Source organism: Pseudomonas sp. B21-012, from assembly GCF_024749305.1.
Classification (GTDB): domain Bacteria; phylum Pseudomonadota; class Gammaproteobacteria; order Pseudomonadales; family Pseudomonadaceae; genus Aquipseudomonas.
Window position 1 is genome coordinate 2,141,439 of sequence record NZ_CP087197.1, and the last position, 14,666, is coordinate 2,156,104.

15 protein-coding genes and 1 tRNA gene are annotated in these 14,666 nt (G+C 63.6%); 7 read left to right on the plus strand and 9 right to left on the minus strand.

The window, feature by feature from the left end:
• Positions 1-9: 9 nt before the first annotated feature.
• Positions 10-690: a leucyl/phenylalanyl-tRNA--protein transferase gene (aat, locus tag LOY37_RS09805; protein ID WP_258716735.1), complete on the minus strand. Its 681-nt coding sequence runs from the start codon at positions 688-690 to the stop codon at positions 10-12.
• 325 nt (positions 691-1,015) lie between these two features.
• On the opposite strand from aat, the gene ftsK reads away from it, so the two are divergent.
• From ftsK to cysG, 6 genes are all read left to right on the plus strand, one after another.
• Positions 1,016-3,427, plus strand: coding sequence for a DNA translocase FtsK (gene ftsK / locus LOY37_RS09810; RefSeq protein ID WP_045201403.1), 2,412 nt, complete (start codon positions 1,016-1,018; stop codon positions 3,425-3,427).
• Positions 3,428-3,490: 63 nt separating this feature from the next.
• Positions 3,491-4,114: an outer membrane lipoprotein chaperone LolA gene (lolA, locus tag LOY37_RS09815; protein ID WP_258716736.1), complete on the plus strand. Its 624-nt coding sequence runs from the start codon at positions 3,491-3,493 to the stop codon at positions 4,112-4,114.
• 18 nt (positions 4,115-4,132) lie between these two features.
• Positions 4,133-5,458: a replication-associated recombination protein A gene (locus LOY37_RS09820; protein ID WP_258716737.1), complete on the plus strand. Its 1,326-nt coding sequence runs from the start codon at positions 4,133-4,135 to the stop codon at positions 5,456-5,458.
• Positions 5,455-5,829 (plus strand): fluoride efflux transporter CrcB, encoded by a 375-nt coding sequence (crcB, locus tag LOY37_RS09825; RefSeq protein ID WP_045201406.1) that lies wholly within the window; start codon positions 5,455-5,457, stop codon positions 5,827-5,829. The genes LOY37_RS09820 and crcB overlap by 4 nt, the downstream gene beginning before the upstream one ends.
• 17 nt (positions 5,830-5,846) lie before the next feature.
• Positions 5,847-7,127: a serine--tRNA ligase gene (serS, locus tag LOY37_RS09830; RefSeq protein ID WP_045201407.1), complete on the plus strand. Its 1,281-nt coding sequence runs from the start codon at positions 5,847-5,849 to the stop codon at positions 7,125-7,127.
• Positions 7,128-8,516, plus strand: a complete 1,389-nt coding sequence (gene cysG, locus LOY37_RS09835) for a siroheme synthase CysG (RefSeq protein WP_258716738.1) — start codon at positions 7,128-7,130, stop codon at positions 8,514-8,516.
• A 69-nt stretch (positions 8,517-8,585) separates the two neighbouring features.
• Here the strand turns inward: cysG and LOY37_RS09840 are convergent, their stop codons facing one another.
• The 8 genes from LOY37_RS09840 to LOY37_RS09875 form a co-directional block, all read right to left on the minus strand.
• Complete coding sequence (locus LOY37_RS09840) at positions 8,586-9,554, minus strand: glutathione S-transferase family protein (protein ID WP_258716739.1); 969 nt, start codon at positions 9,552-9,554, stop codon at positions 8,586-8,588.
• A 101-nt stretch (positions 9,555-9,655) separates the two neighbouring features.
• Positions 9,656-10,648, minus strand: coding sequence for a glycosyl transferase family protein (locus tag LOY37_RS09845; protein WP_258716740.1), 993 nt, complete (start codon positions 10,646-10,648; stop codon positions 9,656-9,658).
• A complete protein-coding gene (locus LOY37_RS09850) occupies positions 10,645-10,980 on the minus strand; it encodes a TusE/DsrC/DsvC family sulfur relay protein (RefSeq protein ID WP_258716741.1) in 336 nt (111 codons plus the stop codon). Before LOY37_RS09850 ends, LOY37_RS09845 begins: the two co-directional genes overlap by 4 nt.
• Positions 10,977-11,276 carry a sulfurtransferase complex subunit TusB gene (gene tusB, locus LOY37_RS09855; protein WP_258716742.1) on the minus strand — a complete coding sequence of 100 codons (300 nt, stop codon included), beginning with the start codon at positions 11,274-11,276 and terminating at the stop codon, positions 10,977-10,979. Before tusB ends, LOY37_RS09850 begins: the two co-directional genes overlap by 4 nt.
• On the minus strand, positions 11,276-11,635 hold the full coding sequence (tusC, locus tag LOY37_RS09860) for a sulfurtransferase complex subunit TusC (RefSeq protein WP_258716743.1): 360 nt from the start codon (positions 11,633-11,635) through the stop codon (positions 11,276-11,278). The genes tusB and tusC overlap by 1 nt, the downstream gene beginning before the upstream one ends.
• Before the next feature lies 1 nt (position 11,636).
• On the minus strand, positions 11,637-12,029 hold the full coding sequence (gene tusD, locus LOY37_RS09865; protein ID WP_045201414.1) for a sulfurtransferase complex subunit TusD: 393 nt from the start codon (positions 12,027-12,029) through the stop codon (positions 11,637-11,639).
• Positions 12,030-12,123: 94 nt separating this feature from the next.
• Positions 12,124-13,503, minus strand: a complete 1,380-nt coding sequence (locus LOY37_RS09870) for a nucleobase:cation symporter-2 family protein (RefSeq protein WP_045201415.1) — start codon at positions 13,501-13,503, stop codon at positions 12,124-12,126.
• Between the two features lie 170 nt (positions 13,504-13,673).
• Positions 13,674-14,345, minus strand: a complete 672-nt coding sequence (locus LOY37_RS09875) for a Bax inhibitor-1/YccA family protein (protein WP_045201416.1) — start codon at positions 14,343-14,345, stop codon at positions 13,674-13,676.
• A gap of 121 nt (positions 14,346-14,466) precedes the next feature.
• On the opposite strand from LOY37_RS09875, the gene LOY37_RS09880 reads away from it, so the two are divergent.
• A tRNA-Ser gene (locus tag LOY37_RS09880) sits at positions 14,467-14,554 on the plus strand.
• Positions 14,555-14,666 lie beyond the last annotated feature (112 nt).

Consider the following 14,666-nt stretch of genomic DNA (forward strand, 5'->3'; position numbering starts at 1 on the left):
AAAACTCGCCTAGCAAACCCAGCTGGCGCTGTTGGGCTGGTCGAGATAGCGCTGCAGGTAGTCGGCAAACGTGGCCCGGGCGATGGCGCGGGCGCCGAGGCTGTGCAGGTGGTCGGTAGGCATCTGACAGTCGATCAGGACGAATCCTGCCTGTTGCAGGTGCTCGACCAGCGCCACGAAGCCGACTTTGGAGGCGTTGTCGGCGCGGCTGAACATCGATTCGCCGAAAAACAGCCGGCCCATGGCCAGGCCGTACAGGCCGCCCACCAGCTCGCCATCGCGGCGCACCTCGACCGAATGGGCAAAGCCCTGCCGATGCAACTGCAGGTAGGCCGCCTGCATGCTGTCGGTGATCCAGGTGCCGTCGGCGTAGGCGCGCGGTGCGGCGCAGGCGTCGATTACCGCGGCAAAGTCCTGGTCGAAGCTGACCTGGTAGTGGCCCTGGCGGATGAGCTTGCGCAGCGAGCGCGACACGTGCAGCTCGTCGGGGAACAGCACGGTGCGCGGGTCGGGCGACCACCAGAGGATCGGCTGGCCGTCCTGGTACCAGGGGAAGCAACCATGGCGATAGGCCTGCACCAGGCGCTCGGCGCTGAGGTCTCCGCCGGCGGCGAGCAGGCCGTTAGGGTCGCGCAGGGCTTTGTCCAGCGGCGGGAAGGTCAGGGTGTCGCGGCTCAGCCAGGTCAGCATCGTGGTCCAATGGTGGAGGAGGGGAGGGCGCCCAGCATGGCCTGAAAAAGCCTCGCGGGACAAGCCTGCTCCTGCAGCGGTGGTGCCGTCTGGCAACTTGCTTGGGCGTTTGTTGTCACACTTGCACAAAAACACCGCATAAGCCTTTGTCACAAAAGAAAATGCGTGCTCAAATTGCTGTATAGGAAATTGGCCCCCGTTTACGCGTGTTCTGGCGTGCCGCCATGGCGGTAGGCGGGCAGTAATGTTAAAAGTAGTGGTTTGTTGACTGTTCTGTTGGGTCAATCACTGTTGGACGCGCAATGAGCGCAGGAATAGACGCGTTTTGAAGAAATCCACCGCAACACCCAGTCCCTTGCCCGTGCCGCTCTGGCGCCAGCAGCTGCACTATCGGCTCAAGGAAGGTGCGCTGATCGCCGTGGGCGCGCTGTGCCTGTACCTGTGGATGGCCTTGCTGACCTACGACCAGGCCGACCCGGGCTTCAGCCACACCAGCAACGTCGAGCAGGTGCAGAACGCCGCCGGCCGTGCCGGTGCCTACTTCGCCGACATCCTGTTCATGGTCCTGGGCTATTTCGCCTACATCTTCCCCTTGCTGCTGGCGATCAAGACCTGGCAGATCTTCCGCGAACGCCACCAGCCATGGCAGTGGAGCGGCTGGCTGTTCTCCTGGCGCCTGATCGGCCTGGTGTTCCTGGTGCTTTCGGGTGCGGCGCTGGCGCATATCCATTTCCATTCCGCCGCCAGCCTGCCGGCATCGGCCGGTGGCGCGCTGGGCGAAAGCCTTGGCGACCTGGCCAAGAACGCCCTGAACGTGCAGGGCAGCACGCTGATGTTCATCGCCCTGTTTCTGTTCGGCCTGACCGTGTTCACCGACCTGTCGTGGTTCAAGGTCATGGACATCACCGGCAAGATCACCCTCGACCTGTTCGAGCTGTTCCAGGGCGCCGCCAACCGCTGGTGGGAGGCGCGCAACGAGCGCAAGCGCCTGGTGGCGCAGCTGCGTGAGGTCGACGACCAGGTTCATGATGTGGTCGCCCCGGTAGCCCCTGACCGCCGCGAACAGGCCAAGGCCAAGGAGCGCATCATCGAGCGCGACCAGGCCCTGAGCAAACATGTGGCCGAGCGCGTGCAGCAGCCAGCGCCGGTGATCATGCCGGCCCCGGCCAAGGCGCCGGAGCCGAGCAAGCGCGTGCAGAAAGAAAAACAGGCGCCGCTGTTCGTCGACAGCGCCATCGAAGGCACCTTGCCACCGATCTCGATCCTCGATCCTGCCGAGAAGAAGCAGGTCAACTATTCGCCAGAGTCCCTGGCCGGGGTTGGCCACCTGCTGGAAATCAAGCTCAAGGAATTCGGTGTCGAAGTCTCGGTAGACTCGATCCACCCGGGCCCGGTGATTACCCGGTACGAAATCCAGCCGGCCGCTGGCGTCAAGGTCAGCCGCATCGCCAACCTGGCCAAGGACCTGGCCCGTTCCCTGGCCGTGACCAGCGTGCGCGTGGTTGAGGTGATCCCCGGCAAGACCACCGTCGGTATCGAGATTCCCAACGAAGACCGGCAGATCGTGCGCTTCTCCGAGGTGCTGTCGTCGCCGCAATACGACGAAGCCAAGTCGCCGGTGACCATGGCCCTGGGCCATGACATCGGCGGCAAGCCGGTGATCACCGACCTTGCGAAGATGCCGCACCTGCTGGTGGCCGGTACCACCGGTTCCGGTAAGTCGGTGGGCGTCAACGCCATGATCCTGTCGATCCTGTTCAAGTCGGGCCCGGAAGACGCCAAACTGATCATGATCGACCCGAAAATGCTCGAGCTGTCGATCTACGAAGGCATTCCGCACCTGCTCTGCCCGGTGGTCACCGACATGAAGGACGCCGCCAACGCCCTGCGCTGGAGCGTCGCCGAGATGGAACGGCGCTACAAGCTGATGGCGGCCATGGGCGTGCGTAACCTGGCCGGCTTCAACCGCAAGGTCAAGGATGCCGAAGAGGCCGGCGAGCCGATCTACGACCCGATGTTCAAGCGCGAAAGCATGGACGACGTGCCGCCGCTGCTGAAAACCCTGCCGACCATCGTTGTGGTGGTCGACGAGTTTGCCGACATGATGATGATCGTCGGCAAGAAGGTTGAAGAGCTGATCGCGCGTATCGCCCAGAAGGCCCGTGCCGCCGGTATCCACCTGATTCTCGCCACCCAGCGGCCATCGGTGGACGTGATTACCGGCCTGATCAAGGCCAACATCCCGACGCGGATGGCCTTCCAGGTATCGAGCAAGATCGACTCGCGGACCATCATCGATCAGGGCGGCGCCGAGCAGTTGCTTGGCCACGGTGACATGCTCTACATGCCGCCGGGCACCAGCCTGCCGATTCGTGTGCATGGCGCCTTCGTCTCCGATGACGAGGTCCATCGCGTGGTCGAGGCCTGGAAGCTGCGAGGCGCCCCGGACTACAACGACGACATCCTCAGCGGCGTCGAAGAGGCCGGCAGCGGCTTCGACGGCGGCAGTGGCGGTGGTGACGGCGACGATGCCGAAACCGACGCGCTGTACGATGAAGCCGTGCAGTTCGTGCTGGAAAGCCGCCGGGCCTCCATCTCCGCCGTACAGCGCAAGCTGAAGATCGGCTACAACCGCGCCGCGCGGATGATCGAGGCGATGGAAATGGCCGGTGTGGTCACCGCTATGAACACCAACGGTTCGCGCGAAGTGATTGCCCCCGGGCCGTCCCGCGACTGATGATCCAACCTGCTGGCGGCCAGTGACGGCCGTCGGCCCCTTCATACTGCAACGAGGATTTCCATGCGCCTGATTCGCATGCTGTTGGTTTCCGCTATGGCCCTGTCCAGCGCTTCGGCAATTGCCGGTGAGCAGGATGTCGCGCGCCTGACCCAGTTGCTGGAAAAGTCCAGAACCATCGAGGCCCGGTTCTCCCAACTGACCCTGGATGCCAGTGGCACCAGTCTGCAGGAAACGGCGGGGCAAATGTCGGTTCAGCGTCCTGGCTTGTTCTACTGGCATACCGATGCGCCGCAGGAGCAGGTGGTGGTTTCGGATGGCAAGACCGTTACCCTGTGGGACCCGGACCTGGAGCAAGCGACTATCAAGAAACTCGACCAGCGCCTGACCGAGACCCCGGCACTGCTGCTGTCCGGTGATGTGTCGAAGATCAGCCAGAGCTTCGATATCACCTCCAAAGAGCAGGGCGACGTAATGGATTTCACCCTCAAGCCGAAAACCAAAGACACCCTGTTTGACTCCCTGCGGTTATCGTTCCGCAAAGGCCTGGTCAATGATATGCAACTGATCGACAGTGTCGGCCAGCGTACTAACATTCTGTTCACCGGGGTTAAAGCCAACGAAGCGATCCCGGCGAGCAAGTTCAAGTTCGACATCCCCAAGGGTGCGGATGTCATCTCCGAGTAAGAGGTAGTAGCGCCGTCCATGGACCTGTTTCGTAGCGACCCCGTAGCCCAGCCCCTGGCCGCGCGCCTGCGCCCGGCCAACCTGGACGAGTACGTTGGCCAGGAGCACCTGCTGGCCCGCGGCAAGCCGCTGCGCGAGGCACTGGAAGCGGGCGCGCTGCACTCGATGATCTTCTGGGGCCCGCCCGGGGTCGGCAAGACTACCCTGGCGCGGCTGCTGGCGCAGTTCTGCGACGCCCACTTCGAGACCGTTTCGGCGGTGTTGGCCGGGGTCAAGGAAATCCGCCACGCGGTGGACATCGCCAAGCAGCAGGCGGGGCAGTACGGGCGCCGGACGATTCTGTTCGTCGACGAAGTGCACCGCTTCAACAAGTCCCAGCAAGATGCCTTTCTGCCCTATGTGGAAGACGGCACGCTGATCTTCATCGGCGCCACCACCGAGAACCCCTCGTTCGAGCTCAACAACGCGCTGCTGTCGCGGGCGCGGGTGTATGTGCTCAAAAGCCTCGATGAAGCGGCGCTGCGCAAGCTGGTCAACCGCGCCCTGACTGAAGAGCGCGGCCTGGGCAAGCGCCAGTTGCGGGTCGGCGACGAAGCCTTCCAGATGCTCATGGCCGCCGCCGATGGCGATGGCCGGCGCATGCTCAACTTTCTTGAAAACGCCTCGGACCTGGCCGAAGACGGCAGCGAAATCGGCGTCGAGCTGCTGCAGAGCCTGCTCGGCGACAGCCGCCGGCGTTTCGACAAGGGCGGCGAAGCCTTCTATGACCAGATCTCGGCGCTGCACAAATCAGTGCGCGGCTCCAACCCCGACGGCGCCCTGTACTGGTTCGCGCGCATGCTCGATGGCGGCTGCGACCCGCTGTACATCGCCCGCCGCGTGGTGCGCATGGCCAGCGAAGACATCGGCAACGCCGACCCCCGCGCCCTGAGCCTGTGCCTGGCGGCCTGGGACGTGCAGGAGCGCCTGGGCAGCCCCGAAGGCGAGCTGGCGGTGGCCCAGGCCATTACCTACCTTGCCTGCGCACCGAAGAGCAACGCGGTGTACATGGGCTTCAAGACCGCCCTGCGCGAAGCCGGCGAGCACGGCTCGCTGGAAGTGCCGCTGCACCTGCGCAACGCGCCCACAAAACTGATGAAGCAACTGGGCTATGGCGATGAATATCGCTACGCCCACGACGAGCCGGATGCCTACGCTGCCGGTGAGGACTACTTCCCCGACAACCTCGCGCCGCGCCACTATTACCAACCGGTGCCGCGCGGCCTGGAACTGAAGATCGGCGAGAAGCTCAGGCACCTGGCCGAACTCGACCGCAACAGCCCGCGGCAGCGGAGAAAACCATGATTGCGCTGATCGCCGCGGTCAGCGCCGGCGGCATCGCCGGTACCTTGCTGCGCTTTGCCACGGCCAATTGGGTCAACGCACACTGGCCACGCCACTTCTATCTCGGTACGCTGGCGGTCAATCTGCTCGGCTGCCTGCTGATCGGCTTGCTCTACGGGCTGTTTTTGCATCGCCCGCTGGTGCCGGTCGAGCTGCGCGCGGGCCTGATCGTCGGCTTTCTCGGCGGTCTGACAACCTTTTCATCCTTTTCACTGGACACCGTGCGCCTGCTCGAAAGCGGGCAGGCGCCGCTGGCCTTCGGGTATGCCGGAGCCAGCGTATTGGGCGGGCTGCTCGCTACCTGGGCCGGCCTGTCTTTGACCAAATTCTGAACCAACGAGAGAACGATATGCTCGATTCCAAACTGTTACGCGGCCAACTTCAGGAAGTGGCGGACCGCCTGGCCTCCCGTGGCTTCAGCCTGGATGTCGCGCGCATCGAGGCCCTGGAAGAACGCCGCAAGGTGGTGCAGACCCGTACCGAACAACTGCAAGCCGAGCGTAACGCCCGTTCCAAATCCATCGGCCAGGCCAAGGCCAAGGGCGAAGACATCGCCCCGCTGATGGCGGACGTCGAGCGCATGGCGGGTGAACTTGCCAGCGGCAAGGTCGAGCTGGACGGCATCCAGGCCGAACTGGATGGCATCCTGCTGGGCATTCCCAACCTGCCGGATGACAGCGTGCCGGTCGGCGCCGATGAAGACCACAACGTCGAAGTGCGTCGTTGGGGCACCCCGCGCGCCTTCGACTTCGAGATCAAGGACCACGTGGCGCTCGGCGAGCTGACCGGCGGCCTGGACTTCGAAACCGCGGCCAAGCTGTCGGGCGCCCGTTTTGCCCTGCTGCGCGGCCCGATCGCGCGCCTGCACCGCGCCCTGGCGCAGTTCATGATCAACCTGCACACCAGCGAGCACGGCTACGAAGAAGCCTACACCCCGTACCTGGTCCAGGCTCCGGCGCTGCAAGGCACCGGCCAGCTGCCCAAGTTCGAGGAAGACCTGTTCAAGATCAGCCGCGACGGCGAAGCCGACTTCTACCTGATCCCGACTGCCGAAGTGTCGCTGACCAACATCGTGGCCGGCGAGATCCTCGACGCCAAGCAACTGCCGATCAAGTTCGTCGCCCATACCCCGTGCTTCCGTAGCGAAGCCGGTGCTTCGGGCCGCGACACCCGCGGCATGATCCGCCAGCACCAGTTCGACAAGGTCGAAATGGTACAGATCGTCGAGCCGGGCAAATCCATGGAAGCCCTCGAAGGCCTGACCGCCAACGCCGAGCGCGTGCTGCAGGCCCTGGAGCTGCCATACCGGGTTCTGGCGCTGTGCACTGGCGACATGGGCTTCAGCGCGGTGAAAACCTACGACCTGGAAGTCTGGGTGCCAAGCCAGGACAAGTACCGCGAAATCTCCTCGTGCTCCAACTGTGGCGATTTCCAGGCCCGGCGCATGCAGGCGCGCTGGCGCAACCCGGAAACCGGCAAGCCGGAACTGGTGCACACCCTCAACGGTTCGGGCCTGGCAGTTGGCCGGACCCTGGTGGCGGTGCTGGAAAACTACCAGCAGGCCGACGGTTCGATCCGCGTGCCAGAAGTGCTCAAGCCGTACATGGGTGGCCTGGAGGTCATCGGTTAAATGGAATTCCTGCCGCTGTTCCACAAACTGCGCGGCAGCCGTGTGCTGATCGTCGGCGCAGGCGAGATTGCCCTGCGCAAATCGCGTCTGCTGGCCGACGCCGGGGCGGTGCTGCGGGTCGTGGCGCCCGAGATCGAAGCGCAACTGGCCGAGCTTGCCCGGCACAGCGGTGGTGAAATCCTCAGCCGTGGTTACCAGCCTGGCGACCTCGACGGCTGCCAGCTGATCATTGCCGCCACCGACGACCAGGCGCTCAACGCCCAGGTCTCGGCTGATGCGCACCAGCGCTGCGTGCCGGTCAACGTGGTCGATGCGCCGGCGCTGTGTTCGGTGATCTTCCCGGCTATTGTCGACCGTTCGCCATTGGTGGTGGCGGTGTCCAGCGGCGGCGATGCGCCGGTGCTGGCGCGGCTGATCCGGGCCAAGCTGGAAACCTGGATTCCCGCCGCCTATGGCGAGCTGGCCGGCCTTGGCGCGCGCTTTCGGCACAAGGTCAAGGCGCTGTACCCGGACGTCAATCAGCGTCGCGGTTTTTGGGAAGATGTCTTCCAGGGCCCGATCGCCGAGCGGCAACTGGCCGGGCAGGGCGCTGAAGCCGAACGCCTGCTGCAAGCCAAGATCGACGGTGCCACTTACCAGGCGCCGGGCGAGGTGTACCTGGTCGGCGCTGGCCCCGGTGACCCGGACCTGCTGACCTTCCGCGCCTTGCGCCTGATGCAGCAAGCCGACGTGGTGCTCTACGATCGCCTGGTCGCCCCGGCGATCATCGAACTGTGCCGTCGTGATGCCGAGCGCATCTACGTCGGCAAGCGCCGCGCCGACCACGCCGTGCCGCAAGCGCAGATCAACCAGCAATTGGTCGACCTGGCGCGTCAGGGCAAGCGTGTGCTGCGTCTGAAGGGCGGCGATCCGTTCATCTTCGGCCGTGGCGGCGAAGAGATCGAAGAGCTGGCGGCCCAGGGTATTCCGTTCCAGGTGGTGCCGGGGATTACCGCGGCCAGCGGTTGCTCGGCCTATGCCGGCATCCCGCTGACCCACCGCGACTATGCGCAGTCGGTGCGTTTCGTCACCGGTCACCTCAAGGACGGTACCAGCGACCTGCCCTGGCACGACCTGGTGGCACCGGCGCAGACCCTGGTGTTCTACATGGGCCTGGTGGGCCTGCCGACCATCTGTGCCGAGTTGATTCGTCACGGGCGTGCGGCCGATACCCCGGCGGCCCTGGTGCAGCAGGGCACCACGCCGAACCAGCGGGTGTTCACCGGCACCCTGGCCGACTTGCCCAAGCTTGTGGCCGAGCATGAAGTGCATGCACCGACCCTGGTGATCGTCGGCGAAGTCGTACAGCTTCGCGAGAAGCTGGCCTGGTTCGAAGGCGCCCAGCCTTGAAATCATCGCGGGTCAAGCCCGCTCCCACAAAACCTGTGGGAGCGGGCTTGACCCGCGATGAATCCACCCCTATTCCCCAGCCTTGCGCCAAATCCCTCGCCCCACCAGCCGCTCCCGGTCATGCCCCAGCTCAAAATCCTGCAACGGCCCCTTGGGCACAATCCCGTTCGGATTGATGGTCTTGTGGCTCATGTAGTAATGCTTCTGGATATGCTCGAAATTCACCGTCTCGGCGATCCCCGGCCACTGGTACAGCTCCCGTAGCCAGTTCGACAGGTTCGGGTAATCGGCAATGCGCCGCAGGTTGCACTTGAAGTGCCCGTGGTACACCGCGTCAAAGCGGATCAGCGTGGTGAACAGCCGCCAGTCGGCCTCGGTCAGGTATTCCCCGGCCAGATAGCGCTGGGTGCCCAGCAGCCGCTCCAGATGATCCAGCTCGGCAAACACCTCGTCAAAGGCCTGCTCGTAGGCCGCCTGCGACGTGGCAAAGCCCGCCCGGTACACGCCATTGTTGATCGCCGGGTAGATCCGCTCGTTGAGTGCGTCGATCCGCTCGCGCAAGGGTTCGGGATACAGGTCCAGGCGATTGCCGGTCAGCTCGTCGAACGCCGAGTTGAAGATGCGGATGATCTCTGCCGATTCGTTGTTGACGATGCGCTGCTCGTGTTTGTCCCACAGCACCGGCACCGTGACCCGGCCGCTGTAGTGTGGGTCGTCGCGGGTGTAGCGCTGGTGCAGGAAATCCAGGTGCTCAAGCTTGTCGCCGGTCGAGCCCTTGTTCTGGTCAAAAGTCCAGCCATGCTCGGCCATCAACCAACTGACCACCGATACATCGATCAGGCTCTCAAGGCCCTTGAGCTTGCGAAAGATCAGGGTGCGGTGGGCCCACGGGCAGGCCAGCGACACGTACAGGTGATAACGGCCGGCTTCGGCGGCGGGCAGGGCGTTGCGCCGCTGCGCGCTTTCGCGCTGGAAGGCGCCGTCTTTGCTGCTTTCATACCACTGGTCGTGCCAGCGTCCGTCGATCAACAGGCCCATGCTGAGCTCCTTGGCGATTCGTTCTGATATAGAACCCAGTGTACGGAGCTGGGTTCGAACGAATAGCGCAAAGTCCGGGCCTGTTTGATCGGCTCAGTCGATCAGTTGCGTTGGTCCCAATAGCGTTGGGCCTGGGCGAAGGCTTCCTCGCGGCAATGACCCAGGCCGCGCAAGGCCAGGGCCATGGTCGCCACCACGGCCAGTTCGCCATAGCTGTTCTGCTCATCACCGCGCCACACGGCCAGCAACTGCTCGGGCTCCAGGCTCGCCGGTTTGACATGGCGCTGGGCGGCCATGGCCGGCCATTCTTCATCCCAGTCGATGCCATTGGCGGTGCCGTACAGGTGGCTACTGGTGTCCGGGTTGATCTCGATCTCGCCGCCATCGCCCTTGACCACGATTGCCGTATCGCCGAGCAAGCGGCTGGCTTCGCGGTGCACTGCCTGGTAGCCGGGGTGGAAGATGCTCTGCAGGCCGCAGCGGGCATTGAGCGGATTGAGCACCCGGGCCAGGGAGTGAATCGGTGAACGCAGGCCCAGGGTGTTGCGCAGGTCGATCATCCGTTGCAGGCGCGGGGCCCAGTCTTGCAGCGGGATGAACGCAAGCTTGTGGCTGTCCAGCGCTTCAGGCACTGCATTCCAGTCCCGGCACAGCGGAATCTGCAGCAGCGCCAGCACTTGCTCGGTGTACAGCCGCCCGGCGGTGTGGGCGCCGCCGCCGTGCAGGAGGATGCGCACGCCATTGGCCGCCAGGCACTTGGCAGCCAGCAGGTACCAGGGCAGGTGGCGTTTTTTGCCGGCGTAGCTTGGCCAGTCGAGATCAACCTGAATTGGCGGTGCCTGCAAACGCTGGCGCAGGGCCTCGGTGAAGCCGGCCAGCTCGTCGGGGCTCTCTTCCTTGTGGCGCAGCAGCATCAGGAAGGCGCCGAGCTGGGTTTCCTCGACCTTGCCATCGAGCAGCATGCCCATGGCCTCGCGGGCTTCCTCGCGGCTCAGGCCACGGGCGCCGCGCTTACCCTTGCCAAGAATGCGCACGAACTGGGCAAACGGGTGTTCGGCCGGGGTTTCGGTGATCAACGGGCTGTGTTCGGTCATATGCAATTGGTCGGCTTCGGCAGGCCCGCAAGTTTCGCGGCGAGTTTGGCGGGGGTGCCCTTGAACAGGCGGTTCAGGTGCAGGCTGTTGCCTTTGTCCGCGCCCAGCTTGAGCGCGGTGTACTTGATCAGCGGGCGGGTGGCCGGCGACAGTTCGAACTCCCGATAGAAGTCACGCAACAGGTTCAGCACTTCCCAGTGTTCGGCGGTCAGCTCAAGCTGTTCATGGGCGGCGAGGGCGCTGGCGACCTCCTCGGACCAATCACCCAGTTCGAGCAGGTAGCCGTCTTTATCCAGGGCGATGTTGCGCTCGCCGACAGTCAGGGTACTCATAGCCAGCAGTTGACCTTGTCATAGTGCAGCGACAGCTCGACGAAGGCCGGGTAGTCGATGGCCTTGGCCAGCTCGCTGAGGGCTATGGCGCGGGCTTGCAGGTCTTCGTCCAGGGCGAACAGGCGCCCGTCCAGCTGGCTGGCCTGCAGGCTGCGCAGCGGCGCGCTGCCGGGCTGCAGGGCATACACCGCATCACCGCACAGCAACAGGCCGTCGGCGCTGCCGAGCAGGCGCAGGCAGCTGCTCAGGCGGTTATCGCCAAATGGCGAGTGGGAAATCACGTGCAAGGTGCTCATCAGAGGGTCACCACCTGGTCGAAACGGTCGATCAACGCCGCAAGCGCGGCGTCATCCAGCACCTGCACTGGCAGGCTCAGGGTGTCGGCCGCAAGGCCGCGCTCTTGCAGGCAGCTAGCGGCGGCAAACAGTTCCTCGACGCCAAACATCGGCAGGGCCTGCAGGTTGGCCGCCAGGTTCTTCTGCTGCAGCTGGGCCGGTTGCTGGCCGGGGGCGAGCTGGAACACGCCATCATCGAGAAACAGCATGCCCAGCGGCAAATCGAAGGCACCGCCGGCCAGGGCGATATCCAGCGCCTCGCGGGCGGACGGCCCGGCCCAGGGTGCGTGGCGGCTGATAATCAGCAAGGACTTAGCCATTTCAATCGCCTCCAAAGCACATCAGCCGATCGGCGCCTTGCGCCGCTTCATGCAACTGGCCCAGCCCCGACAACTCCCACGGCGCCGGCAGGTTGACCGCCGGGCGCTGGTAGCGCTGGGCTTCCTCGGCGTTGAGCACGCCACGGCGCAGGGCGGCGGCGATACACACCACGGCATCGAGCTGCTGGGCGCTGACGAACGCGCGCCATTCGGCGGCAAGGTCCAGTTCATCCTGGGGCGCAACGACATTACCCGAGGCGCTGTGCACACCGTCCTGATAGAAAAACAACCGGACAATCTCATGCCCGCCAGCAACTGCCGCTTGGGCAAAACGCAGGGCGCGGCGCGAGGAGGGCGCATGGGCCGGAGAAAAAACCGCAATGGCGAACTTCATGGAAGGCTCTTTCAGCAAATCTGCGGGAATGATAAAGCAAAAAGCCCGCTCCTGTTGGAGCGGGCTTGACCCACGATGGGCGGCAACCTCAATCTCAGGCCTTGTCTTTATGCTCCGGCAAGAACCAGTTCAGCACCAGGGCGCAAATCCCCCCGGTGGCCACCCCCGACTCCAGCACATTGCGCAGCGCCGACGGCATGTGCGCGAGGAACTCCGGCACCTGCGCCACGCCCAGGCCCAGCGCCAGCGACACGGCAATGATCAGCAGCGCGCGACGATCCAGGCTGATGCTGGCAAGGATATTGATCCCCGAAGCCGCCACCGCGCCGAACATCACCATCGCCGCACCCCCGAGCACCGGCTCCGGCACCGCCTGGATCACCCCGGCCACGCTCGGGAACAGGCCAAGAATCACCAGCATCGCCGCAATCCACACACCAATATGACGGCTGGCAATGCCGGTCAGCTGAATCACGCCATTATTCTGGGCAAAGATCGAGCTCGGGAAGGTATTGAACACCCCGGCCAGCAGCGAGTTGGCGCCGTTGACCAGCACCCCGCCCTTGATCCGCTGCATCCACAGCGGGCCTTCCACCGGCTGGCGCGAGACCTTGCTGGTCGCGGTCACATCACCAATGGCTTCCAGCGACGTCACCAGGTAAATCACCAGCATCGGAATAAACAGCGCCCAAGAGAAGCCCAAACCGAAATGCAGCGGTACCGGCACCTGGAACAGCGCGGCTTCGTGCATACCGGTGAAATTCAGGCGGCCCAGGTAGCCGGCCAGGGCATAACCCACGGCCAGGGCGATGACGATGGCGCAGCTGCGCATCCACACCACCGGAATACGGTTGAGAATGACGATGATCGCCAGCACCACACCCGACAGCAGCAGGTTCTCGCCATTGGCAAAGGTACCGTTGCTCATCGCCGCAAAGCCGCCGCCCATGCTGATCAGGCCGACCTTGATCAGGGTCAGGCCGATCATCAGCACGACGATCCCGGTCACCAGCGGAGTGATCAGGCGTTTGACGAACGGCAGGATGCGCGAAATGCCCATCTCCACGAACGAACCGGCAATCACCACACCAAAAATCGCCGCCATCACGCCTTCGACCGGCGTGCCTTGCTTGACCATCAACGCGCCACCGGCGATCAACGGCCCGACAAAGTTGAAACTGGTGCCCTGCACAATCAACAGCCCGGCGCCGAACGGCCCAAAGCGGCGGCACTGCACGAAGGTAGCGATCCCCGAGATCACCAGCGACATCGACACAATCAGGTTGGTATCACGGGCCGAAACCCCCAGCGCCTGGCAGATCAGCAGGCCGGGGGTGACGATCGGCACAATGATCGCCAGCAGATGCTGCAACGCCGCCAGCATCGCAATCAGCGGCCGCGGCCGGTCTTCAAGGCCGAGGACCAGTTCATTGGCCTGCGCGGGTGCGCCGGGTCCTTGCTCGATTGAACTCATGGGAGTGCTGCCCCGGAAGAAAAAAGGAGCGCATTCTACGGGGCCGCACTCGTTTACGGTAGTGCGGGAGCTGGCTTTGCCAGCGATGCAAGGCAAAGCCTTGGCAAACCCCGGCCACAAAAAAGCCCGCCGAAGCGGGCTTTCTCTTAAAACATCACACCAACAACCAGTCAGTCATCGCGACCCATCAGGCCGAACAGCTGCAGCAGGCTGACGAACAGGTTGTAGATCGATACATACAGGCTGATGGTCGCCATGATGTAGTTACGCTCGCCACCGTGGATGATCGCGCTGGTCTGGAACAGGATGCATACCGACGAGAACAGCACGAAACCGGCGCTGATCGCCAACTGCAGGCCGCTGATCTGGAAGAAGAAGCTGGCAACCACGGCGCCCAGCAGCACGAAGAAGCCTGCAGTGATAAAGCCGCTGAGGAAGCTCATGTCCTTGCGGGAGATCAGCACATAGGCCGACAGACCACCGAACACCAGAGCGGTCATGGCAAATGCCGAGCTGACCACCTCGGCGCCACCGGCCATGCCCAGGTAACGGTTGAGGATAGGGCCGAGCAAAAAGCCCATGAAACCGGTGAGAGCGAAGGTAGACACCAGGCCCCAGACCGAATCACGCAGCTTGTTGGTGAGGAAGAACAGGCCATAGAAGCCGATCAGCACCACGAAAATGTTCGGGTAGCCGACGCGCATCTGCTGCGCCACATAGGCCATGACGCCACTGAAGGCGAGGGTGATAGCCAGCAACCCGTATGTGTTACGCAGGACGCGGCTGACCTCCTGCTGCTCGACCTGCTGGCCGTGATTGACGGCGTAATCCTGTTCGCGCATGGCGACACTCCTGTGGGTTTGAAACGTTCAGATGCAAAGATCATAACAGAGCCGCGCAAAGCAGCCACATAGAGAGTTTGACAGCTTGTTTCATTTCGGTATTATGGCGCCCGCAATACGAGGAAGCGTGGCCGAGTGGTTTAAGGCAACGGTCTTGAAAACCGTCGATGGGCAACTATCCTAGAGTTCGAATCTCTACGCTTCCGCCATCTTCAAAGCCCTGATTATTCAGGGCTTTTTGCGTTTTTGGAGGCTGGAAAACTTGACGCTGAAAAGGCCAAGTGTTCCGCAACTTTTCGATGGTGTTCCGCAACTCCTTCG

Coding starts and splice junctions, on each gene's coding strand:
- aat (WP_258716735.1), bottom strand. CDS start 690: ATGCTGACCTGGCTGAGCCGCGACACCCTGACCTTCCCGCCGCTGGAC.
- lolA (WP_258716736.1), top strand. CDS start 3,491: ATGCGCCTGATTCGCATGCTGTTGGTTTCCGCTATGGCCCTGTCCAGC.
- LOY37_RS09820 (WP_258716737.1), top strand. CDS start 4,133: ATGGACCTGTTTCGTAGCGACCCCGTAGCCCAGCCCCTGGCCGCGCGC.
- crcB (WP_045201406.1), top strand. CDS start 5,455: ATGATTGCGCTGATCGCCGCGGTCAGCGCCGGCGGCATCGCCGGTACC.
- serS (WP_045201407.1), top strand. CDS start 5,847: ATGCTCGATTCCAAACTGTTACGCGGCCAACTTCAGGAAGTGGCGGAC.
- cysG (WP_258716738.1), top strand. CDS start 7,128: ATGGAATTCCTGCCGCTGTTCCACAAACTGCGCGGCAGCCGTGTGCTG.
- LOY37_RS09840 (WP_258716739.1), bottom strand. CDS start 9,554: ATGGGCCTGTTGATCGACGGACGCTGGCACGACCAGTGGTATGAAAGC.
- LOY37_RS09845 (WP_258716740.1), bottom strand. CDS start 10,648: ATGACCGAACACAGCCCGTTGATCACCGAAACCCCGGCCGAACACCCG.
- LOY37_RS09850 (WP_258716741.1), bottom strand. CDS start 10,980: ATGAGTACCCTGACTGTCGGCGAGCGCAACATCGCCCTGGATAAAGAC.
- tusB (WP_258716742.1), bottom strand. CDS start 11,276: ATGAGCACCTTGCACGTGATTTCCCACTCGCCATTTGGCGATAACCGC.
- tusC (WP_258716743.1), bottom strand. CDS start 11,635: ATGGCTAAGTCCTTGCTGATTATCAGCCGCCACGCACCCTGGGCCGGG.
- tusD (WP_045201414.1), bottom strand. CDS start 12,029: ATGAAGTTCGCCATTGCGGTTTTTTCTCCGGCCCATGCGCCCTCCTCG.
- LOY37_RS09870 (WP_045201415.1), bottom strand. CDS start 13,503: ATGAGTTCAATCGAGCAAGGACCCGGCGCACCCGCGCAGGCCAATGAA.
- LOY37_RS09875 (WP_045201416.1), bottom strand. CDS start 14,345: ATGCGCGAACAGGATTACGCCGTCAATCACGGCCAGCAGGTCGAGCAG.